The sequence below is a fragment of the Acidobacteriota bacterium genome, from assembly GCA_016208495.1.
GTDB lineage: Bacteria > Acidobacteriota > Blastocatellia > Chloracidobacteriales > Chloracidobacteriaceae > JACQXX01.
Map to the genome: position 1 here is coordinate 92,925 of JACQXX010000037.1, position 23,432 is coordinate 116,356.

The 23,432-nt window shown below is 51.6% G+C and carries 18 protein-coding genes and 1 pseudogene; 15 read left to right on the forward strand and 4 right to left on the reverse strand.

Going from position 1 to position 23,432, the window contains the following annotated elements; genetic code table 11:
- Window positions 1-114: 114 nt before the first annotated feature.
- The 4 genes from HY774_06540 (at window position 115) to HY774_06555 (ending at window position 5,369) form a co-directional block, all read left to right on the forward strand.
- Window positions 115-1,059, forward strand: a complete 945-nt coding sequence (locus HY774_06540) for a branched-chain amino acid transaminase (protein ID MBI4748129.1) — start codon at window positions 115-117, stop codon at window positions 1,057-1,059.
- Between the two features lie 17 nt (window positions 1,060-1,076).
- Window positions 1,077-1,862, forward strand: a complete 786-nt coding sequence (gene mqnB / locus HY774_06545; protein ID MBI4748130.1) for a futalosine hydrolase — start codon at window positions 1,077-1,079, stop codon at window positions 1,860-1,862.
- 559 nt (window positions 1,863-2,421) lie between these two features.
- On the forward strand, window positions 2,422-3,240 hold the full coding sequence (locus tag HY774_06550; protein ID MBI4748131.1) for a 1,4-dihydroxy-6-naphthoate synthase: 819 nt from the start codon (window positions 2,422-2,424) through the stop codon (window positions 3,238-3,240).
- A gap of 86 nt (window positions 3,241-3,326) precedes the next feature.
- Complete coding sequence (locus HY774_06555; protein MBI4748132.1) at window positions 3,327-5,369, forward strand: protein kinase; 2,043 nt, start codon at window positions 3,327-3,329, stop codon at window positions 5,367-5,369.
- A gap of 445 nt (window positions 5,370-5,814) precedes the next feature.
- Here HY774_06555 and HY774_06560 read toward each other — a convergent pair whose 3' ends face one another.
- From HY774_06560 to HY774_06570, 3 genes are all read right to left on the reverse strand, one after another.
- Window positions 5,815-6,624 carry a thioesterase family protein gene (locus tag HY774_06560; protein ID MBI4748133.1) on the reverse strand — a complete coding sequence of 270 codons (810 nt, stop codon included), beginning with the start codon at window positions 6,622-6,624 and terminating at the stop codon, window positions 5,815-5,817.
- Between the two features lie 14 nt (window positions 6,625-6,638).
- The gene (locus HY774_06565; GenBank protein ID MBI4748134.1) at window positions 6,639-7,484 is read right to left on the reverse strand and encodes an RNA methyltransferase; all 846 of its coding nucleotides are present in this window, start codon (window positions 7,482-7,484) and stop codon (window positions 6,639-6,641) included.
- A gap of 97 nt (window positions 7,485-7,581) precedes the next feature.
- On the reverse strand, window positions 7,582-8,235 hold the full coding sequence (locus HY774_06570) for a hypothetical protein (GenBank protein ID MBI4748135.1): 654 nt from the start codon (window positions 8,233-8,235) through the stop codon (window positions 7,582-7,584).
- A gap of 375 nt (window positions 8,236-8,610) precedes the next feature.
- Here HY774_06570 and HY774_06575 point away from each other — a divergent pair, with 375 nt between their 5' ends.
- The 11 genes from HY774_06575 (at window position 8,611) to HY774_06625 (ending at window position 22,715) form a co-directional block, all read left to right on the forward strand.
- Window positions 8,611-9,324, forward strand: a complete 714-nt coding sequence (locus HY774_06575) for a C40 family peptidase (GenBank protein ID MBI4748136.1) — start codon at window positions 8,611-8,613, stop codon at window positions 9,322-9,324.
- 490 nt (window positions 9,325-9,814) lie between these two features.
- Window positions 9,815-11,749, forward strand: a complete 1,935-nt coding sequence (locus tag HY774_06580) for a hypothetical protein (protein ID MBI4748137.1) — start codon at window positions 9,815-9,817, stop codon at window positions 11,747-11,749.
- Window positions 11,750-11,984: 235 nt separating this feature from the next.
- Window positions 11,985-13,820 (forward strand): M20/M25/M40 family metallo-hydrolase, encoded by a 1,836-nt coding sequence (locus tag HY774_06585; GenBank protein MBI4748138.1) that lies wholly within the window; start codon window positions 11,985-11,987, stop codon window positions 13,818-13,820.
- An 82-nt stretch (window positions 13,821-13,902) separates the two neighbouring features.
- Window positions 13,903-14,526: an endonuclease III gene (gene nth / locus HY774_06590; GenBank protein ID MBI4748139.1), complete on the forward strand. Its 624-nt coding sequence runs from the start codon at window positions 13,903-13,905 to the stop codon at window positions 14,524-14,526.
- A gap of 139 nt (window positions 14,527-14,665) precedes the next feature.
- Complete coding sequence (gene ung, locus HY774_06595; GenBank protein ID MBI4748140.1) at window positions 14,666-15,343, forward strand: uracil-DNA glycosylase; 678 nt, start codon at window positions 14,666-14,668, stop codon at window positions 15,341-15,343.
- 383 nt (window positions 15,344-15,726) lie between these two features.
- A complete protein-coding gene (locus tag HY774_06600) occupies window positions 15,727-16,629 on the forward strand; it encodes a hypothetical protein (GenBank protein ID MBI4748141.1) in 903 nt (300 codons plus the stop codon).
- 134 nt (window positions 16,630-16,763) lie between these two features.
- On the forward strand, window positions 16,764-18,296 hold the full coding sequence (locus HY774_06605; protein MBI4748142.1) for a hypothetical protein: 1,533 nt from the start codon (window positions 16,764-16,766) through the stop codon (window positions 18,294-18,296).
- A gap of 43 nt (window positions 18,297-18,339) precedes the next feature.
- Window positions 18,340-18,639 carry an antitoxin family protein gene (locus tag HY774_06610; protein ID MBI4748143.1) on the forward strand — a complete coding sequence of 100 codons (300 nt, stop codon included), beginning with the start codon at window positions 18,340-18,342 and terminating at the stop codon, window positions 18,637-18,639.
- An 80-nt stretch (window positions 18,640-18,719) separates the two neighbouring features.
- Window positions 18,720-19,799, forward strand: a complete 1,080-nt coding sequence (locus HY774_06615) for an AAA family ATPase (GenBank protein ID MBI4748144.1) — start codon at window positions 18,720-18,722, stop codon at window positions 19,797-19,799.
- Between the two features lie 73 nt (window positions 19,800-19,872).
- Window positions 19,873-20,235 (forward strand): four helix bundle protein, encoded by a 363-nt coding sequence (locus tag HY774_06620; GenBank protein MBI4748145.1) that lies wholly within the window; start codon window positions 19,873-19,875, stop codon window positions 20,233-20,235.
- Window positions 20,236-20,384: 149 nt separating this feature from the next.
- A complete protein-coding gene (locus HY774_06625) occupies window positions 20,385-22,715 on the forward strand; it encodes a hypothetical protein (GenBank protein MBI4748146.1) in 2,331 nt (776 codons plus the stop codon).
- A gap of 3 nt (window positions 22,716-22,718) precedes the next feature.
- Here HY774_06625 and HY774_06630 read toward each other — a convergent pair.
- Window positions 22,719-23,129 (reverse strand): annotated as a pseudogene (locus tag HY774_06630) (four helix bundle protein).
- Between the last annotated feature and the right edge of the window lie 303 nt (window positions 23,130-23,432).

Below are 23,432 nucleotides of genomic sequence, written 5' to 3' on the forward strand. Positions count from 1 at the left end.
TCTTTTTCATTTCTTCTCTCCGACTTTTGATTTTTTTCTTCATTCTCAATTCTTCATTCTTCATTCTCCAGGTGGTACTAAACTGCACTTTTATTATTGAAAGGGGATTTTCTTATGGCATTAGAAGGAATTGCATACTTTGAGGGAAAATTCGTTCCACTGGCAGACGCCAAGATCAGTGTCATGACCCACGCGTTTAACTATGGAACAGGAGTGTTCGAAGGAATCCGGGGATACTACAACGCCGATCATGAAGAGATTTATCTGTTCCGATTGGCAGATCACTTTGTACGGCTGATGCAGAACGCAAAGATCATCAAAGTCGAAATGCCATACACGGCAGATCAGCTCTGTACTATTGCCACCGAACTGGTCAAGCGAAATGGGTTTCATACCGATATTTATATTCGACCGCTGGCGTATAAAAATGTCTGCCAGATTGGCACCAAACTCTCTCCTGGCGCTGACTTGACCATGTTTGCAGTGCCGATGGGTGATTATGTTGACACGACCCGCCCACTCAATGTGTGTGTGTCATCGTGGCGCCGAGTGGAAGACAATGCCATTCCAGCCCGTGGCAAAATCTGCGGCTCGTATGTCAATTCCGCTTTGACCGCGACTGAAGCCCGCGACAATGGGTTTGACGAAGCGATTGTACTCAATGAAAACGGCCAGGTTGCCGAAGGGTCGGCCATGAATTTCTTTATTGTGCGTGATGGCCGGCTGATTTCACCCCCGGTCTATTCCAATATCCTGGAAGGCATTACCCGCAACACCGTGATGCGTCTGGCCCAGGAAGAACTCGGGATTGAAACCCGCTTCCGCCCAATGGATCGGTCTGAACTCTATGTCGCCGACGAGGCATTCTTCTGCGGCACAGGTGCCCAAATCGCTGCTATTTCAACTATTGATCATCGTCCAGTTGGAAACGGCAACGTTGGCCCGATCACCGAGAAATTGACCGTCCTCTACAACAAGATGGTCCACGGCGAACTGTCAAAGTACAACCACTGGTTGACTCCGTGTTTTGGCCATAAGGCTTCAAGCGTCGCCGGGTAGTTTGGAAAGGGAGCCAGGTGGGAAACCAGAAGCAGAACACAGAGCCGCAGAGACAAGGGGACCAGGGAGGTTTTCTTCAACTCCCAGCCCCCAGCCCCCAGCCCCCAGCCCTCCTGGTGGCCGCCGTTGCCAAAGAAGCCAGAGGCGTTTGTGCACAGATCCAGAACCAGCAGACCGTGAGTTTTCCGGCAGGTGTTTCAGCCATTTTTGGAACGCTTGTCGGGCACCCAGTGGCCCTGGTGTTGACCGGTGTCGGCTCAGTTCGAGCGGCAGCGGTTCTGGCGGTGGTTCTGGCGCAAACGCCCTTTTCGTGTGTTTTGCAGTTTGGTGTTGGTGGTGCTTACCCACGGTCAGGTTTAAACATTGGCGATCTGGTACTGGCTGAGAGCGAATGCGATCCGCAAGCCGGGCTTGAATCACCCGAAGGGTTTCGCGATCTGCAGGGACTTGGGTTCCCCATCACTGATCACTTTCCCAATAAGCAATTGCTTGAAAACAAATGGATTGAGTTTATTACCCAGGCACTGCCCGGTGTCGTGCGAGCCGGCGTTGCCACTGTTGCCACCTGTTCGGCCACAGATGCTCTGGCCGACCGAATGGAACATCTGACCGGCGCCAAAGTTGAAGCCATGGAAGGGTTTCCAGCCGCCTGGGTGTCGGCTCAGTTTGGAATTCCATTTGCCGAACTCCGCGCTGTTAGCAACACGACTGGTGACCGGACTCGTCAACAGTGGGATCTCTCCAAAGGTTGTGACGTCGCCACCGAAGCCATCCTCACGATCTTCCGGAAACTGACAGAGTGACTAGATGACAAATGACAAGGAGACAAGGAGACAAGGAGACCGGGTGACAAAATGATCAGTTAAAGAGACTTTTCAGTTTTTTGTGTAAATGGCTAAACTAGATTTTTAGCTCGGTTTTTAAGCTTAGATAAACTGTTTATATTCAATACTTAATGGCTAAAGAAAGAGCCGACCACCTGGTTTCTCCAGGTTAAATTGACTGGTTACAGAAAAATTTGGACAGTCCCCAGTTAAAAGTTCACTTTGTCACCCTGTCAGTTGTCACCCGGTCTCCTTGTCTCCTTGTCTCCTTGTCTCCTTGTCATTTGTCATTTGTCATTTTGTCATCCGGTCTCCTTGCCTCCTTGTCATTTGTCATCCGGTCTCCTTGCCTCCTTGTCATTTGTCATCCGGTCACCTTGTCACCTGGTCATAATGTCATTTTGTCACCTTGTCAGGTTTCCCCATCCTAAATTTGCTTGCCTCTTGATCCCCATCTCTGCTTTGCTCTGACCACACATTTTGAAATTCATAGAAAGCCTCAGCTCATTTTGAATTTGAGGTCAGGTGTTTATTGCCCATGAAGTTGACATTGGGATATTCGCCCTGTCCGAATGACACCTACATTTTTGGCGCCCTGGCGTTGGGATTGGTTCAACTTCCGGGTCTGGACTTTGAGATTCGACTTGAAGATGTCGAAACGCTCAATCAACTGGCCAAAGCCGGGACACTGGATGTGACTAAGATTTCCTACGCGGCGCTTGCTGATGGATTGTTGGAGGAATACCAGATCCTGGCCAGCGGAGGGGCACTCGGACGTGGATGCGGTCCATTGATTATTTCGCGTACTCCATTGAATTCAAACGATTTAGCCTCAGCCCGGTTGGTGACTCCGGGAAAGCTGACTACCGCCCATTTGTTAACCCGTCTTTTTGCTCCGACCGCTCAAATCGCTGAAACCAGGCCCTTTGATCAAATTATGCCCGCTGTGGCCGCTGGTGAGTTTGACGCCGGAGTGATCATCCACGAAAGCCGCTTTACTTATCCGGAATTCGGACTTCATCTGGTGGCTGATTTGGGGGAATGGTGGGAACAGACAACTGGAAAGCCGATTCCGCTGGGAGGCATCATTGCCCGGCGTTCATTGGGGACTGAGTTGATTGCTCAACTCGAAGAGGGAATTGCCCGCAGCCTCGAATTTGCACGCCACGATCCAGATCAGGTACAACCCTATATTGCCAGCCATGCCCAGGAAATGGACCCACAGGTTCAGCAGCAACACATTGGGCTCTATGTCAACGAATTCAGTTCGAATCTGGGTGAAGACGGTTGGGCAGCAGTCAATGAGTTGTTAACACGGGCGGCAGCAATCAGAATGAAGAACGAAGAAAGTGATTAGTGGTTAGTGCTTAGTGGTTAGTGCTTAGAAATCAATATCTTCCAAGAACCAGTCACCAGGAATTTAGCTCCACGAAAGAGACGGTCATGGCCCAGCAAAATCCATATTTGAATCGGGTGGCAATTAAAGACCACACCCAATTTTTTGGACGGCGAAAGGAAGCGTCGCGCATTTTTTCGCGTATCGGTGCTTCACGTCCTCAGTCAATTTCAGTGGTCGGAGACCGCCGGATTGGGAAATCCTCGCTATTGAACTATTTATGTTCTCCGGTGATTCAAAAACAGTTCCTGGACCGTCCGGAAAACTACGTGTTTGTGTTTATGGATTTGCAGCAGCGGCGCAATTTGTCACTCAAGGATTTTCTGCACGAGTGGCTCCAACAACTTCAACGGGCTTTGGGAACAGGAAGTCTCACGATCAATGGCGATTATGATGCCGTGCGCGATGCCCTGGAATTGTTACAGGCACGACGTAAAAAGTTGATTGCTGTGTTTGATGAATTTGACGTCGTCACCACCAACCGGCTGTTTTCGGCTGACTTCTTTGCCTTTTTGCGGTCGCTGGCCAATAACTATGAAGTCGCCTACATCACGTCGTCCGGACGTGATTTACAAGAACTCTGCCACACTGATCAAATTGCCGATTCGCCGTTTTTCAACATCTTCACCAATGTGTATTTGCGCCAGTTTGCACCAGATGAAGCACTGGAGCTGGTGACCCGGCCTTCAGGCGCAGTCGGACTTCCGCTAGAACCCTATAAAGACGAAATTTTCAATCTGGGCGGCTATTTTCCATTTTTCCTTCAAATTGCCTGTTCCAGTTTTTTTGAGCATTTGCAGGATGGGTCACCGGTGGATCGTCAGGCTGTCGAAGACACCTTTCACGATGAAGCCCGGGCTCATTTTCGCTACATTTGGGATCACTTTGACGAAGAAAAACACACGGTGTGCCGGGCAATTGCTGAAAATTCAGCCGTGGCCAAAGAGCAAACTCATGTGTTCCAGGACTTGAAGCGTTCCGGGTATGTGATTGAGGATGCTGGCGGTCTCCGGTTATTTTCCCGGAAGTTTGTTGAACTCGCCAGCCGGGTTCCGCGCTCAACGCCTTCGATTACGGGGAGTCATCCGGTTCTTCCAGCCGTGATGCCCGTTCCGGAACTGTCGTATTTTGAAATTCCAGCCACTGACCCAGCGATTGACAGCAGTATGCTCTCGGGCGAGATCACTCGACGGTGGGCGAATCCCAACCAGCAACCACCGCCACAGGCCACTATTCCAGCCCAGATCGGACGGTTTTTGCTTCGGGAACGGATTGGCGGCGGCGGAATGGGTGATGTGTTTCTGGCGCGTGATACCGAACTCGGGCGGTTTGTGGCGCTCAAAATCTTGAAACCACGCTATGGCAACGATCAGGAGATCCGGCGGCGGTTTTTACGCGAAGCCCGCATGGCATCAAGCCTCAACCATCCCAACATCGCCACGATTTATGAAATCGGCGAAATTATGGAAGTTCCCTATCTGGTGATGGAGTATGTGCGCGGACGGACGCTCAGTCAGTGGGTGAAAGAAGACGGTCCGATGCCAATTTCTTCAATTCTGCACGTCGGAGCCCAAACCGCACGAGCGCTGCAGGAGGCCCACTCCAGCGGGATTGTTCATCGGGACATCAAATCATCTAATCTGGTGGTCAATAAAAAGGGCGATGTCAAAGTCCTGGATTTCGGACTGGCCAAACCTGGTTTGTTTCACCTGCATCGGCCACAAGATTCTCTGGGAGATGACGCCGAACTCAAAGTGATTCCAGACATTACAGAGCCAGGGATTTTGGTGGGAACTGTAACCTATATGTCGCCGGAACAGGCCCACGGTGAAGCTGAAATTGGGCCCCCCAGCGATATTTTCTCGCTGGGAATTGTGCTCTATGAAATCACCACCGGAAAACTTCCGTTTGACGGCCAAACCTATTTTCAGACCATCGAAGGCATTACCAAACGCGAACCCAAATCTGTTCAGGAGCTTCGACCCGATGCGCCCCAACGTCTCATTGACGTGATCAATCGGGCACTGCGCAAAGCCCCCGAAGATCGCTTCCAATCAGCCGCTGAAATGGCTGAAGCATTGGAAGAATGAAGAATTGAGAATGAAGAATGAAGAATGAAGAAATCTTCTGGTGCTTGGTGCTTGGTGCTTGGTGCTTGGAAGATATTAGTTCCAAACACTAGGTTCTGTTGACATTTCTTCGCCGCGTAGCGGTGGCTGAATTGAGACCGGTGCTTCAGCGCCGGGAAAGATCAAATTTGGGATCCATCGCCGCCAGATGATCGCCATTTTCGTTTCCCGGCCTTGAAAGACCGGTCTCAACTCACAGCTCCGCTACGCGGCTCAATACACGACCCAAAATGTCAACAAAACCTAATAGATATAAAAAATAAAACTGAATTCAATACCAATTTGGGGTCAGGGTATCGAGGTCAGGGGTCAAGGAAATACAATTTTTTCAATAGTTTGACCTTGCCGTAATACGTGGGCTCATTCCAAAATGGTATCAAACACTTCATTCTTCATTCTCAATTCTTCATTGGCTCCGTCCTTCAAACACGGCCACCATTTGACGGCCAAAGGCGATTGGTTCACGTGAAGGCGTCCACAACGTGTAGCTATGGTGACCAAACCCTTCACTCAGAGCGGTGACTTCGCTTTCGAGCAGCCACCAGTCGTCAGGTCTGGCTTCGGAAACAGATCGAAATTCAAGCCACCAGGAAACAGTACTGGCCCAAATTGGATGATTGGCCAGCGCCAGCGCGGCAGGCGGAATCGCATCAGACAGAAGAACGGTCAATAACTCTGAATCAACCGGTATGTCTTTCAATTTCAAATAAATGCGGTTGTGTCGGAGCGAACTTCCTGAAAATGGAATCCCGCCTTCAACCGGGCGTGAAAAAAGATGCTGGGTAAATACAGGCATCAGGCCCGGAATATATGGCCGATCCTGAAACGCTTGAGGCGGTTCAATCGGGGTCAGTTCTGGACAAAACGATGGCAATGTCGTGGGGCGTGATTCGCCAAAGATCGCCAGCAAGACACAGGTGGGTTGTTCATTTTGGAAAATCGTCGCCTGAACCTGGGACATAGATTTTCCCTGCCGCAATGACTGAACCAAAACTGTAAACGGTCCGGGTCCAATCGGACCCACAAAATTGGTTTGGAGCGAGCGCACCGGGCGATCAATCGCGGTCACATCGCGCATGGCGGCCAGCGCCAGGGACGCGGCAACGCCTCCGAACGCAGTACGGCCCTGGAGCCAGTCTTCCGGAAGCGTAAACTCTACCTGCTGATCATGTTTGGTGCGGTTTGCGAGGATGGTTGAAAAAGGATTCAAACTCATAGCCGAAAAGAAATTTAGTTCAGAGTTCCGCCTTGAGGCGGTTGGGGGATTTGTGCCTGGAGACTGGTTCGTTGTCGTGCGGCTTCATAGAGCAGAATGGCCGTGGCGACGGTGATGTTGAGTGATTCAAGCTGACCCGCCATCGGAATCCGCACGCTGGTATCAGCGGTTTGCACGGCCTCGTTTGGTAGTCCATTGCCTTCTGAACCGAGCCACAACAGGGTTGGTTGCGTCCAGTCATATTCAGAAAACAGCATCGGGGCTTTGGCATCAGCCGTCACAATCCGAATACCAGCCTTCCGCGCTTTTTCAAGTACCTGAGGGGTTTGCTGGTGTGTGGCAATCGGAAGCCTAAACGCCGAGCCGGCACTGCTGCGCAACGCCCTGGCTTGAAACGGGTCAACTGACTGACGGGAGGTAATCACACCTGTCGTGCCGGTAGCTTCGGCGGTTCGGACCAGTGCCCCAAGATTGCCCGGATCCTGCAACCCATCAGCAAAGATAAGCAGTTGCGGTGTCACATCTTCGATCACATCGGTCAGGTCAAAATGGAGGCGATGGGCAAGCGCAATGATGCCCTGTGGTGTTTCAACTCCAGACACGCTTTGCATCAGTTTTTCGGTAAGCAAGGTGCCACGACAGGGAAGGGTTTGGATGCGGTCATAGAGTGCCTGTCCCCGGTCAGTGTCGTGCAGCACCGGGCTATAGGCAATCGCATCCACATGAAGCGAGGTTTTGAGCAAGTCTTCGACCAATCGAATGCCTTCCACAAACAGAACGTGGCGTTCTCGACCCTGGCGGGCACTGATCAATCGTTTGACAAATGGATTCTGGCGACTGGTAATGGTTTCAATCAGCATGGCAAGTAAGGGGAGGTCAGTACCACCTGCGTGAGCGGGTGGGTTGGGAAGAAGGAAGCCCACCCGCTCACGCAGGTGGTACTGACTCGTGATTCATTCAAAAGATGACTTCCCGTAGGTGGGTATAGAGATCATCCCAGTTAACGGACGAGTTGATTTCAAAATATTGCGGATAACAGCGAATGGAATCTATCGTCACAAAGCGCAACGGGCAAATTTGTTTGCCGAGAACTTCATACTGGCGTTGCAAAACCTGCCGGGCTTCGGGGATGCGATGGAGGTCAATTTCCAGATGTGGGCCGCGAACAGTGAACCCTTCCGATGGGTCGGAAAGTGAATGAATCGGGGCATTTGGACTGAGAATGTGATGGAGCAAGGCGAGTACTGTATAGGCCGTGGCGCGTTGCCACAGGGTTGAACCGTGGGCTGAAACATCTCCGGCCTGAACCAGATACAGGCGGTGGCGATAGGGCGTGAAGATAATTTTTTCGACCCGGAGCGGAATAGTTAATCGGGCCAGAAAAAAGCGTTCACTTTGGGCCGAAAGCGAAAAAAAGCCTTCTTCGACGTCAACCAGTGCCTGCCGGACACCTTCCAGTTTGGCCTCAGCGAGCAATTCGTTCACTTTTTGCTCTGATACTCGAAGTTGACCTTGAGCGAGTCTGGCCAGCGAATTATCGTGCTGCAATTCTTCAAGGGCTTCAAACGCCAGATTGCTTCGGTCCCAGGCTTCACGCAACCAGCTAAACATAGAGTATTTTCCCGCCTCGTTGGTTTTGGCATTTACTGAACCAACGATACCAAAAAAACCTCCTGATCAACCCGGAAAACTGTAAAAAGCGGCTGGAATTACCGCAGAGAGCTTGCCGAGCGGCAGGACTTTGAGTAACATCCGGCCCGTTCTTCAATCAAGGTTCATTCCTTTGTGTGAAACATCCACTACCTGAGTGGTTCCTGTTTCACTCGTTCAAGGTTCTCAATCAATTGATTCTCGCGTCCGTCTGAGGTGAGCCGCCGGGTGGGTTCCGCTTTCATCCACCTTGTGTGTCTTGTGTGCCTCACCCAACTGATTTTTGCAAGTGGGACTTCGCGTTCCCCTGCGTTTTTCCAGGGAGGTCTGTGCTTCATGGGATTTTTTTGTTTGTCCACTGGCAAACTCAGCTTGTTGATCGTCGCCAGTGCCTGGCTTGTCGGCTCCGCCACAACCATCAGGGCACAGGAATTGAATCCGGCTTTATCATCGGCTACTCCAGACTCAGTCACGCGGCCCCGGCGGGCAGTGATTACTGAAGAAACCCTCAAGACGGCCAATGGTTCAACACCTGAAGACAAAAATGAATCAACCGAGCCGGTAAAACCCAGGCCACGTGTATTTACCAACGCCGACTTTCCCTCGGGAAACCCCATCCCCACCAACCGCCCTGGTGAATTAGGCCCAGAACTGCAGCGGCTGCAACTCTCAATTGATTCCAAGCTTGGCTTTCCGTATCGCTATCATTCACAAGGCGAAGGCGCCTATGATTGCTCCGGATTTGTCTGGAGCGTGTTTCGCGATGTTGGTGTTTCGTTTACCCGGAGTTGCGCGGCTGAATACTTTCATGCCTTTCCACCAGCAACGCCTGAGCAGAAAACCCAGTTTGGAACACTGATTTTCTTCAACGGCCTGGGGCACATTGGCATTGTCAAAGATGCCAATCATTTCTATCACGCTTCAACCCGAGTCGGAACCACGCTGACCAAACTCAATGATTATTGGAAAGCGCGCATCACAGGCTATCGGGTTGTGCCTGGGTTGGTCGCTCCGTCGCCGGAACTGTCGGCCAGCAGCAATGAGGAATAGCCACCACCACCCGCGAGATCATCAAGATATGGACATCTCAAAACGCCGCCGGAATGTGGTTCGGGCGGCGTTTTCTGTTTTTCAAGCAACCCATTGGCGGTTTGAGTGAGTCATTATTGAGGGAAAGGTGGATCAAGAACAAAGGACTTTGAAAAAAAGCGGTTCAAGGTACAGACTTAGTTCAGTTTAGATATTTGTCAGAAAGAGCAATCTTGAAGCTGGATGTGGACTACTGTCCGGCTCAGTTTGTTCGCTATTGAACCGTCAAATTGAAAATCACTGGTAAAATCTCAATTCTTCAGTGGCGACTCTTTACTCCTCATTCTTGTAATCAACCACCGCTAAACTCTCATTTACCCAGTACCTATAACATCACAATTATCACACGAGGAGCCATGCGTTTATGACCTATCATCTTTTGGCGAAATCAAGGCTTCAATCCGTATTTGCTTTGTTTTTCATGAGTTTATTGGTTTTTGGAACCTTGCCTTTGTCTGCGAAGCAAACCCGGAATCGCCCACGGACCACCGCTGCCGATCAGATTCCCCAGTCACCGCTGGATCGTGAAGCGAATGTGATCCGAATTGACTCACCTGGGGTTCAAGTCGGGTACAACCAGCGCATTCGGGCGACGAAAATCGAATTCCGTAGCCCCGACGACCCCCAAACCGGGAAACTCCCCAATGGCTTGCCGCACCGGGGTGATGCCAAAGTTGAAACCAAGGGTGGATTCACTGAAATTGATGTGCAGGGCAACATTGTGCTGCCTGGGCCGGCTGGCGGCATTGACCCGAAATTGAATACCTATGTGTTGTGGTCAATTACCCCGACCGGCACGGCGCAAAATCTGAGCGAAGTGCTCTATGAAGACGATCTCGGCGGCGCCGGCAGTGATGCCCGCGAAGCAAACGTGACCACGACCCAGCCAGTATTTGCGCTGATGATTACTGCCGAGCCGCATTTTGCGGTCAGCCGGCCAAGCCGCCATGTCGTTTTGGTGAGCCGTCCACAAACACAAGGAACTGACAATGCGGGATTGAAAGTGGCTGATTATATTGCTTATAGCCCGTCAAATGCCCCGAACGATATTTCTCCGGAAGTGCTCAATCAGGTTCCAGCGATTCCAACCGCACTGGACGTGACCATTTCCGCCAAATTCCGTCAATTGTACACCACGTTAAACCAGGCCCGGATGTCAATTGCGATGTCCCAAACCGCGATTGACACCATGCGGGATATCCGCGCCATTGCCCGTGACCGCACGATTGAAGAAGCCGAACTGCTGATCAAAGATCCAGGGCACAAATCACTCTATGACCGGATGCAGGTGGCGCTCGAAAATCGGTTGCGCGTGCCGCTCTATGAAGAAACCCAGGCCAAATTTTCGCTTGAAGACGCCAATAGCGCCTATGAACGTGCCCGCGTCGCCAGCGAACGGCTCAACCCTAAAACCACGGATCGGCTGCCATTTTTGCCGATTATGCGCGATGCCCGTCTGGCGGTGCAGTCGGCGGCTGCCGCCAAGGAATTTGCCGACATTGCTTCAGCGCGGGTTGAAGTCTATCGTCTGCGAATTATGAAAGATACGCTGGTTGATTTCTCGGATGAACTGGCCAATGAAATCAAACAACGCAATGAACGCATTGCCCAGCTCGAAGGCGAACTTCGCCGGGCGAATGAAAAGATTCGTCAGTTGGAAGATCGCATTTCCGACCTGGAACGCCGACTGGAAGATGCCCAACGCCGGATTGCGGATCTGGAACGTGAAAACGCCGCGCTCCGCGCCGAACTGGATCGCTTCTGCCAGGAACTGCGCCGGGTGGTTGGAAATCTCGGTGAAATCATCCAGTCTGGAAATACCATCACCGTGCGACTCAAATCAGACATCCTGTTCCCCGAAGGCGTCTGGCTGCTGACCGTTGACCGCGATTTGAACAAAGATGCGCGGCCACGCCTGGCCCAGCTTGCGCTTTTGCTGCAAATGTTTTATTCCAATTCACAATTTGCCTTTGTCGGCCACACCGACACCGTGGATGAACCTGATTATAACCAGTGGCTTTCAGAACAACGGGCCCTGGAAGTCATGCGGTTTTTCTACATTCAGCGGGCGCAATTTATGGATTCCGGTGACCCACTCTATGGCGATTATCAGCAGAAAATCTCGCTTTCGGATCAGTTGCTTGATAACCGGCTCTTCCCTGAATGGTTGTCCAGTCGCCGGAAAGGCGGCCTTGGTGCTGACCGCCGCAAACAGGAAGAACGGGCAGTTTTGCTTGATCAATTGCGGGATGTCGTCCGTGGGATGGGCGAAACCCAACTGGCCGTTCCAACTGCTGATAACACCACCGAAGCTCGGAACCGGCGGGTTGAAATCCAGATCACGCTGCCTCCGCAATCGGCCTTGCCATACTGCAACAGCCGGTAACCACTCCAGGAGATAGAGGATAGGGGATGGAGGATAGAGTTTAAGGATAATTTGTCTAATTCAACTTTGGGGTTTGGTGGGTTTTGTTTTAAAGTTGCCCGCCAAACCCCAGTTTCATTTTTAAAGCCAGGGTTCAGGGAAAAGACAAAAAGAATAAAAAGGACTTAAAGGACTTAAAGGACTCAAATTCGAAAACCCTGAACCCTGAACCCGGTTTTCTTGAAAGGATTAAGCTATGATTGCAGGTCATGCGTCGGCATATCTCATTTCGATAGTGTTGATTTTCCAAATGCTTTTTGGTTTTGGAGGTTTCACTGACCGAAAACCGATTTCCGGGCCAACCGGCGTGGCGGTCATTACCGAAGATACCATCCGAAAACACGTTGTATATCTGGCCTCGGACGAGTTAAGCGGGCGGCTGCCAGGGACACCCGGCGCGGAAAAGGCAGCCCGCTACATTGCCGACAATTTCAAACAGGCAGGACTCAAACCATCTGGTACCAAAGGGTTTTTCCAGGAATTCCCGTTTGTGTCAAAGCTCAAACTTGGCAAGAAAAATCAGCTTGTCATGACGCTTGCCGGTACAAAATCAGAAGCCAAATTGAATCAGGACTTTGCCCCGGCTGGTTTTTCGTCTCCGGGAATGGTCAGCGGAGACGTTGTTTTTGCTGGGTTTGGCATCAGTGCTGCCGAAGATGCAAAGTATGACGACTATGCCGGTCTCGATGTCAAAGGCAAACTGGTGCTGGTGCTGCCGTACAGCCCGACTGGCGCCAATCCACACGCCAAATTTGGGGCTTACTCGACGTTGCGCTATAAGGCTGCCACGGCGAAGTCCAAAGGGGCCACCGGCATTTTGATCATTGCGGAAGATGAAGATTTCAAAAGTGCGCCATCGGCCCGGCTGGTGTATGACGAAAGTTATGGCGATTCGGGGATTCCGGCGGTTGTTGTGAGTCGGGCGTTGGGCAATCAGCTCCTCAAGTCAAAGAATCAGGATGTGGCGGGACTTGAAAAACGCCTGGCCGAATCGCTCACCCCCGAAGCATTTGCCCTCCCTCAGACACAGGTTGTTCTCCAAACCGAAGTCATCAAAGAACGCCAGACGGGTCAAAATGTCGTCGGCTGGCTTGAAGGCAGCGACCCACAGTTGAAAAATGAAATTGTGGTGATTGGGGCGCACTATGATCATTTGGGGTTGGGTGGTGCCAGCTCGCTGGCACCGAAAGAAGGCGAAATCCATAATGGTGCCGATGACAATGCTTCTGGAACGGCTGGCGTGATCGAGCTGGCCCGCGCCTTTGCCTCAACACCCGAACGCCCGAAACGCAGCCTGATGTTTATGGCGTTCTCGGCGGAAGAAAAAGGCTTGCTTGGGTCAGCCTACTTTACCGAACATCCGATCAAGCCGTTATCGCAGGTCGTCGCCATGATCAACATGGATATGGTGGGCCGGTTACGCGATAACAACCTGATGATCCAGGGGATGGGCACCGCTACTGAATGGAAGGGAATTGTCGAGAAGGTCAACCAGACCGCCAGTTTTAATCTGAAATTACAAGACGACGGATTTGGGCCAAGCGACCATTCGTCGTTTTATCGCAAGCAAATTCCGGTGCTGTTCTTCTTTACCGGAAACCACGAAGACTATCATCGCCCATCGGATGACGCCGACAAAATCAACTATGTAGGCGAACGCAACATTTTGAGCTTTATCTTCCACACGGCGACGGCTATCTCCAACCAACCTGTCAAACCAACCTATCAAAAAGCGAAAAGTGATGATCAGGGACGGCGTGGCGGTGGGTTCCGGGTGTATGTCGGCTCGATTCCAGACTATGCCGCTGAAGTTGAAGGTGTAAAATTGTCGGGTGTTCGCGAAGGAAGTCCGGCGGAAAAAGCCGGCATCAAAGCGGGCGATGTGATTGTCAAAATGGCCGGACGGGATGTGAAAAACGTGTATGACTACACGTACGTTTTGCAGGAACTCAAACCCGACCAGGAAGTTGAAGTTGTGGTCCTGCGCGGTACCGAACGCGTCACCCTGAAATTAACACCAGGAAAACGATAATCCCGAGTCAGTACCACCCGCGTCAGTGGGTGGGAGAAGTCGAACCCACCCGCTCACGCAGGTGGTACTGACCAGAGTTAATATGGAAACCGTTGAAGCTATTCTCAAGGAACTCGAACAAAAATACCCGAATGCCAAATATGAACTGGATTGGGAGACGCCGTTGCAGTTGCTGGTGGCGACGATTCTGGCGGCTCAATGTACTGACGAACGGGTCAACCGGGTGACCAAATCATTGTTTCCGAAATATCCAGATGCCAGAGCCTATGCTGAGGCTGATCTTTCAGAACTGGAAGAAGACGTCAAACCGACGGGCTTCTATAAAAACAAAGCCAAAACGGTTCAAAATGTCTGTCAAGCACTGGTCAACCGCTTTGATGGCGAAGTCCCGAAAACCATCCAGGAACTTATCACCCTGCCCGGTGTTGCCCGAAAAACCGCCAATGTAGTGCTTAACACAGCCTTTAATATTGCCTCCGGTGTGATTGTTGATACCCACGTGGCACGTGTCACCCAGCGGCTTGGATTGACCAGAACCGACAAGCCCGAGCAAATCGAAGTTGACCTGATGCGACTGGTTCCACAAGAGAAATGGACCTTTTGGGGACCGGCCATGGTTTTGCACGGACGGTACACCTGCACGGCAAAAAAGCCGAAATGCGAAGAGTGTATTTTGGAAAGTGTTTGTCAGAAGATCGGTGTATAGCCTCTGAACAGGGCTAAGGGCTTGGGGCTACTGAAGGGATGAGGGATGAAGGATGAGGGATGAAATAAAACCAATTCCTCTTTGAAAAAGAACAAATAGCTAAACTCTATTTTAATCAATGACTTAAAGGAGTCTCTGAATGCGTCTCAATTTTCCCGAATCGTGGCACACCGTGCTGTCCGATGAATTTGAAAAACCATATTTCACCAAACTCAAATCATTTCTTGAAACCGAACGGGCCAATCACACTATTTTTCCGCCCGAGGATGATGTTTTTTCAGCTTTTTCATTAACTCCCTATGATGAGGTCCGCGTGTTCTTGCTCGGGCAGGATCCGTACCACGATGACAACCAGGCGCATGGATTGTGTTTTTCGGTCCGGCCTGGGATTAAGCCTCCGCCATCGCTGGTCAATATGTACAAAGAACTGAAAGAAGACCTCGGTCACAGCATTCCCAACCACGGCTATCTCGTTCCCTGGGCCAAACAGGGAATGTTGATGCTCAACGCCGTCCTCACCGTGCGGGCCCATTCGCCAAATTCGCATAAAGATCAAGGCTGGGAACAATTTACTGATGCGGTCATTCGCAAGGTAAATGACAAAACAGAGCCGGTGGTTTTTGTGCTGTGGGGCGGCTACGCGCAAAAGAAAGCCAAATTGATTGATGGCAATCGTCACAAAGTCATTCAAACCGCGCATCCATCACCACTTTCAGCGCGCAACGGCTTTTTCGGCAGCAAACCTTATTCAAAAATTAACGAGTTGCTGCGTGAAGCTGGCCACCCTGAAATCAACTGGAAACTGGAAAACCTTTAGAATGATACCAGTCAGTAGTCAGTAGTCAGTAGTTGATAAGTCAGTAGTCAGTAGACCAACCCCAGATATTTCAGTCTACAAAGATCTTGAAAAGAACTCTTTACAAATAACTCAAAAAGAACCAGATACACTTGACACAAGCCCCAAATCCCAACACTTGACTACTGACTACTGACTACTGACTACTGACTACTGACTACTGACTACTGACTACTGACTACTGACTACTGACTACTAACTACTGACTACTGACTACTGACTACAAGTATGAAGCCGAACAGAAGGCGAAACGGACGGAAAAACAGGCAGATCCAGAATCACAACCAGACCCAGCCGCTCAGGCCAAACGCGCAGCCCAACGCGAAGCCAAAGTGGCTGCCGGGATGAAGGAGCTGGAATTGTGGTTGAGCGACCAGATGCGGCACGGGTTGGCGGCGCTTCAGCGGGAAGGGTACACATATTGGGACACGCCAGCGGCACGGATGGTTGATGCCCAGTCACCTGGTATCGCCCGGATTCTGCGTGATATGGCTGGCCTTGCTTCTTCTGGGTCAGGCTGGGAATCGCGAATGCTGGAACAATTTGGACGCCTTCAGTTACTCCTTGAAGGCTACAAACGATTGGAAACCTTGCCACAACCCGTCCAGGCTGATATTCGCAGCCGGATTGGCTGGACGCAAAATCAAGACGAATTACTTGCCCAACCGGGCATCACCGACACCTGGGCGGTGCTTGGCCAGCGGGTTGAAGAAGATGACCGCTTGCGGGTGCAACGCACCTGGCTGACTGGTCAGACCACTGGAAAGCGGGCATTGATTTTGGATTTTTCGGCTCATTCGAGTCAGCCGCTTGATAAAAGCCTGGTGCCAAATACCTGCCTTGACGCTGAACTGGTATTTTATCCAGGGAATTTCCCACTCCGGGCGCTGGTCAAGCAGCGACTTCAGTCACCAACCGCGCTGGCTGAAATTCCATCCGCGACTGATATTGCGGCTGAGGTTGCCGTCTACGCCCAGGGACTGGCCGCCAATCCCTGGTTAGAATTATTTCCAATGATGGTGTCAGCCGTTGTTCCAGTGCCGAAAAAAAACGATACATGGTTTTTGTGTGATGTTCACGGACAGTCTTTACCGGTGGCGAGAAAATTCTCTTTTGGCTGGCATCTTTTGGCTCTGAGTGGCGGCCATCCCTGTCAGGTCTTTGGCGAATGGAACGGACGTGAATTTTTGCCCATCAGCCTCTGGGTTGATGGCACCTTTGTGCACTTTGACCTCGCTCAAGTGTAGCGAAGCAAAAGGGACAAAAATCGAAAACCCTGACCCCTGCCCTTGCCCCAAATTTCAGGCCGTAAACGACCTGCCTCAATTCAACCACCGCTCCGCGGTGAAAACCCTGAACCCTGAACCCTGAACCCTAAAATATGCAACTTTGGGATGATCTTGTCAGCACGGCTCTGGTCGGAACTGACCGCCAATCGGTAGAGTTACCGTCTGGAGCTTCACCTTTGATGGAGCTTCTCAGGGGGCTTGAGGGCAAAGCGCCTGCCCAGAAACTTCTGGCGGCGGCTGGAACGGTGGCCTGGTATCGTCAGGTTGGGCAACTCCCCAGCCGTGAATCTGAATCATCGGTAACCCTTTGTGAACCGGATGAATTGCCTGTCTGTAGCTATCGGGCTGGTGAGCAGCTCCTGGCAATGCTCGGCGGTCAGCACAGCGAAGTTTTACCTGAGTGGCTGTCATTGATGACCACGCACGGAAAACGTGTTCCACCACGTCATCTTCCGGCGTTGCTTGAGTATGGTCGCCAGCATCAGGAATTGCGCGATGCAATATTGCCGGTTCTCGGGAAGCGTGGAATATGGTTGGCCGGGTATAACCCAAACTGGAGCTATGTGTTAGACCGAAGTGAGAGCCAGCCCGATGAACAAATTTGGGAAACCGGAAATCGCGAAGCTCGCCAGGTCGTGCTCCAACGCCTGCGAGCCAAAGACCCGGCCAAAGCACGCAAACTGGTGGCGTCAAGCTGGGCACAGGATCCAGCCGAACAACGTGCCCTCTGGCTGGCAACTTTTGAAACCGGGCTGAGTTTGGACGATGAACCGCTTCTGGAATCCGCCCTTGATGACCGCCGCAAAGAAGTGCGTGTCAACGCCGCCGAACTGCTGCAACGACTTTCAGGTTCGCAGTTGCAACAGCGGATGCTGGATCGGGTGCGACCGCTGATTTCCATTCAGCGTGAAGACAAACCAAAACTTCAAGTAACTTTACCCCAGGAATGCGACAAGGCGATGATTCGCGATGGGATTGAACCCAAACCGCCGCATTCCCAGATTGGGGAAAAAGCCTGGTGGCTGGGGCAGATGCTCAAAAGCGTGCCGCCCGCCTTGTGGTGTCAAACACTGGCTGTTTCACCAGAAGTTTTGCTCTTACTGGCGAAAAAATCAGACTGGGAAGACCTTTTGATCGAAGGCTGGCTGGTTGCCGCAACCCGACACCGGGATGCCCGATGGACAGCGACTTTGTTTGATCAGGCAGGGAAGTTGCCACAGAAATGGAACTACCTGTTAACTGAGCTTTTGAGGACACTCACGCCAGCTTTCCGCGAACAGTATGTCACTGAGCGGCTGAGGTCTAGTAATGAAGCCTTACAAGGTTCAGGCTTTCTGTTTGATGTTCTCAGAAATTGTGATCACGCCTGGAATCCAGAACTTTCAGCCAGTTTCGTCCGGTGTCTGAGAGCAACTGTTGCCACAAAGCCAAATCATCGGGATTGGGGACTGGTGCACGAACTCAGCTCATTTGTCGTGCGAATATCACCCGATTGTCTGGCTGAAACCGTGCGGGACTGGCCTGCTGATCGAACTGAACTGGGCGGGTGGGGTGATGCCATCGAACGATTTCTGGCCGTTGCCCAATTTCGTCTGGAAATGCACCAGGAAATGAACTTATTGTGAGTTTTCCTGGTGTGGGATCTTGATTGTGTTCGGGGGGAAAAATATGGAAATCACGGTTGAAGCAATCTATGAAGCAGGTGTTTTGAAACTCCTTCATCCGTTACCTCAGCTCAGAGAACACGAAAAAGTTCAGCTTGTGATCCAAACGACCACGCAAAATGACCGTGATCGTGCAACAGAGGTTCTCCGTCAGGCAGGATTATTGGCTGAACCTGGCCCTGGGACGAAAGAGCGGGCGACTCGTTCAGTCGCATCACTGGCTGAGGTCCAGCAAGCATTTTCCAGGTCGAGTGGTAAGCCGCTGAGTGAGATTGTGATTGAGCAGCGGGGACCAAAAGAATGAGCCTTTCAGCCCTCAGCCCCAAACCCATTTTCTTCAGCCCGTTTTCTTCAGCCCTAATTCCTTAGAGGAGATACCTATCCATGACGACTCTGCTGCGCGAGCACGCTGAACAGCAATTTGCCGAAGAACTCCACGAACTCCAGAAAGCCGACAAACATCAACGACCACCCAACTGGAAGCTTTCTCCCTGGGCAGTGATGATGTATTTGCTCGGCGGGAAACTGGAAGATGGCTTCGAGATTTCTCCGAAATACATCGGCCAGCGGCGCATTATCGAGATTGCAATTGCGACGTTGACGACTGACCGGGCGCTGCTGCTGATTGGTGTGCCGGGAACTGCCAAATCATGGGTTTCAGAGCATTTAACGGCTGCCATTTCGGGTGATTCGACTCTGTTGATTCAGGGCACGGCGGGAACGGGCGAAGAAGCTATCCGCTATGGCTGGAACTATGCGAAATTGCTGGCCGACGGGCCGTCAATGGGTGCACTGGTTCCCAGCCCGGTGATGCGCGGGATGAAGGACGGCAAAGTGGTGCGACTGGAAGAATTAACTCGTGTTCCGTCTGATGTGCAGGACACGCTGATTACGATTCTTTCGGAAAAGACGCTGCCGATTCCCGAACTCAATTCAGAAATTCAAGCTCGTAAAGGGTTTACCGTGATTGCCACGGCAAATGACCGTGATCGTGGTGTGAATGAGCTTTCCAGCGCTTTAAAACGGCGGTTTAACACCGTGGTCCTTCCGCTTCCGGCGACAGTGGATGAAGAAGTGGATATTGTCGAACGTCGTGTTGCCAGCATGGGACGCGCCCTGGAATTGCCGGCTGAACCTCCGGCGCTGGAAGAAATCCGCCGCGTCGTGACGATTTTCCGCGAACTCCGCAACGGTGTGACCACCGATGGAAAATCAAAGTTGAAAACACCAAGCTCGACCTTGAGCACCGCCGAAGCCATTTCCGTCGTCAACAACGGCCTGGCCCTGGCCGCGCATTTCGGAGACGGGCAAATGAACGCCCACGACGTTGCCGCCGGGCTGATTGGCGCCGTGGTGAAGGATCCGGTTCAGGATAAAGTGGTCTGGCACGAATACCTGGAAACCGTGGTCAAAGAACGCGACGGCTGGAAAGACCTCTATCGCGCCTGCCGCGAAGTCAGCTAGAGGATAGAGGATAGAGGATAGGGGATAGAGGATAGGGGATAGGGGATAGAGGATAGGGGATAGAGGTATGAGTATTCAAAATTTTCGAGACTTGCGTGTTTGGCAAATTGGAATGGATCTAGTTGAACAGATTTACCGGCTAACAGAAGGTTTTCCATCCAGAGAAATGTATGGGTTGACTGATCAATTGCGAAGAGCTGCCGTTTCAATTCCCTCAAACATTGCAGAAGGACACACCCGAGAATCAAGCAAAGAATTCCTGTATCATTTATCCATCGCTCAGGCTTCACTGGCTGAGGTTCAAACGCAAATTGAGATAGCAAAACGCCTTAACTATCTTTCACAACAACAAACAGATAAAGTTTTAGAGCACTCTATACAATTGAGTAAGCAACTTTTTGCACTACGAAATGCTTTGATCAAGCGAGGCCAATAATGGCTAAACCCAAATTGCCCCAATCTCTATTTCCCAACCCCCAACCCCCAACCCCTAACCCCTGTCCCCCAACCCCTAACCCCTGTCCCCCAACCCCTAACCCCTGTCCCCCAACCCCTAACCCCTGTCCCCTAACCCCCAACCCCCAGATCCTCGGCATTCGACATCACGGACCGGGTTCGGCGCGGAGCGTGCGGCAGGCGCTCGAAGCTATGCAGCCGGATGTGATCCTGGTCGAAGGGCCTCCGGATGGTGATGGTGTATTGCCGTTGCTTACCCACGCTGAGATGAAGCCACCGGTGGCACTTCTGATTTATGCCGTGGATGACCCAAAGCAGGCCGTGTTTTATCCATTTGCCGTGTTTTCTCCGGAGTGGCAGGCGATTCAATTTGGATTAAAACACGAAATTCCGGTTCGGTTTATGGATCTCCCGCAGGCGCATCAACTGGCTGTGGTTCATGAACCCCAGACTCAATCTACGGACCAGCCATCAAACTCCAAAACCCAGACCCCGGATGTCCAATCGCTGACGCCAGACCCTCGACCGCTGACGGCTGAGTCACAACCCTTGATTTCAGATCCATTGCACTGGCTGGCCCAGGCCGCCGGGTTTGAAGATAGCGAGCGCTGGTGGGAATACATGGTTGAGCATCGGCGCGATACGACCGACGTGTTTGCCGCCATTTTGGAAGCAATGGCGGCACTGCGCAGTTCAGGAGTTGGATTTAAGGATTCGCCCGCCGACGCCACAACCGAAGTCCAGCGCGAAGCCAGTATGCGCCAGATCATCCGGGCGGCTCAGAAAGAAGGGTTCCACAAGATTGCCGTCGTGTGTGGCGCCTGGCATGGTCCAGCACTGGCGGAAATGCCTCCGGCGCGGGCCGATGCCGAAGTTCTCAAAGGCTTGCCGAAAGTCAAAGTGAATGCCACGTGGGTGCCGTGGACCTACAGCCGATTGAGCTTTCAGAATGGATATGGGGCTGGGGTCGAATCACCCGGCTGGTATCACCATTTATGGCACATCCGGGAAGCGTCGGGGCAGGGAGTTTCACCGACCACGGTGACCATCCGCTGGATGTCCCGCGTTGCCCAGTTGATGCGAGCCGAAGATTTGCAGGCGTCAGTTGCTCACATTATCGAAGCTGTTCGGCTGGCTGAATCGCTGGCAACCCTGAGAGGTCGGCCATTGCCTGGGCTGGCTGAACTCAACGAAGCGGCGCAGGCAATTATGTGTTTCGGAAGCGATGCCCCCATGCGGCTGATTCACGAAAAACTCGTCGTTGGCGAATTACTTGGCACGGTGCCAGATGAAACGCCAATGGTGCCGCTCCAGCAGGATTTGCAACGCGAACAAAAACGCCTCCGGCTGCAACCTGAAGCAGCGCATAAAGATCTTGATCTGGATTTGCGCAAGCCCACTGACCTGGAACGCAGCCATTTGCTCCATCGGCTGAATCTGCTTGAAATTCCCTGGGGGATGACAGGTCACGTATCCGGCAAGTCGGGCACCTTTCACGAACAATGGCGGTTGCAGTGGAAACCCGAATTCTCTGTCAGAGTGATCGAAGTTGCGGTCTGGGGGAACAGTGTCCTGAATGCCGCCACGGCCTATGTGTGCCATCTGGGGGAACTGCCAGACCCGGCTGGCGCACCACTCCCAAAGCTGACAGAGTTGCTCAACCAGGTATTGCTGGCCAATTTGCCGGCGGCGATTGAACCGTTGATGGAGCGAGTCCAAAATGAAGCCGCCCTGGCCAGTGATGTAACCCACCTGATGCAATCGCTTCCGTCGCTGGCCAATATCCTGCGCTATGGCAATGTGCGCCAGACCGATGTTTCAGCCGTTGGGCATGTTGTGGATGGCATGGTGGCACGGATCTGTGTTGGATTACCGGTCGCATGTGCTTCGCTTGATGATGCAGCGGCGGCGGTCATGTTTGACCATATTGCCAATGTCAACCGGGCGGTGAGTTTGCTCCAAACGGAAGAGCATGTGGCAAACTGGCATTCTGTTTTGCGGCAAATCACCGATCAGCAAGGAGTTCATGGTTTAGTCGCCGGACGATGTGCCCGATTGCTGCTTGATGGGCACTTCTTTACGGCTGAAGATACTGCCCGGCGAATGAGTCTGGCGCTTTCTGTCGGGAATGACCCAACTCACGCAGCCGCCTGGGTTGAAGGATTTCTGAAGGGAAGTGGGTTGCTGCTCCTTCACGATGCGGCATTATGGAATATCCTGGACCGCTGGGTGACGGCATTGCCAGGAGATATGTTTCTGGCCTTACTTCCGTTATTGTGCCGAACTTTTTCTACGTTCACAGTGCCCGAACGGCGTCAGATGGGCGAACGCGTCCGCCGTGGGTTGGCTGTAGACGGAGTTTCCTCTTCACCTGTCCCAGTAGTTCTCCAGACCAATTTTGATGCTACGCGTGCGGAGCAAATGCTTCCGCTGGCTGCTCAACTATTGGGAATCATTTAGGGTTCAGGGTTCAGGGTTCAGGGTTTGAAGAACAGGGTTCAGGTCAGGGTTTAAATCTTTTGGACTGAGCGAGTTTGCAAGTTTATTCAACAACCTTCCAACATCTTGACATAAATGCCAAACCATTTTGGCATCATAACGGGTGGTAAATTTCAATCGGATTGCAATAATCAGATGGGTTTCTACTTCCAAAAGTGATCCTTTCGCAATTGAGAGATGGTGCAAATATTCTTTTCGGTGTTTCCATCCATACCCTTCAGCAATGTTTGCAGCAATTGAAACCACTGCTCGTTAGATTTGACTGACAAGACCAAATTTTTCTTCTACTGGAAAAGACTTGGTGATTTGATAAATTGATTCAACTAAATCAATACTTTTTCTCCAAACTTCTAAATCACGATAGGTTTGCAACATAAATCAGCCTCCAAAAATTAAATTTCGGTGCTGAAAAGGCAAATTCCATTCCATAAACCCTGAACCCTGAACCCTGAACCCTGAACCCTGATTCCTACCATAAACCCTGAACCCTGATTCCTACCATAAACCCTGAACCCTGAACCCTGAACCCTGATTCCTACCCTGAACCCTGCTAATCCCCCCGGATTTTGTGGGGTAAGCTCAAAAATGAGTCCAAAAGCCCTAAAAATGGCCTGTTTTGAGCTGTTTTACCTGTTACCCACAAAAACGTGGGTTAGCTAAGTCATTTGTTTTCAATAG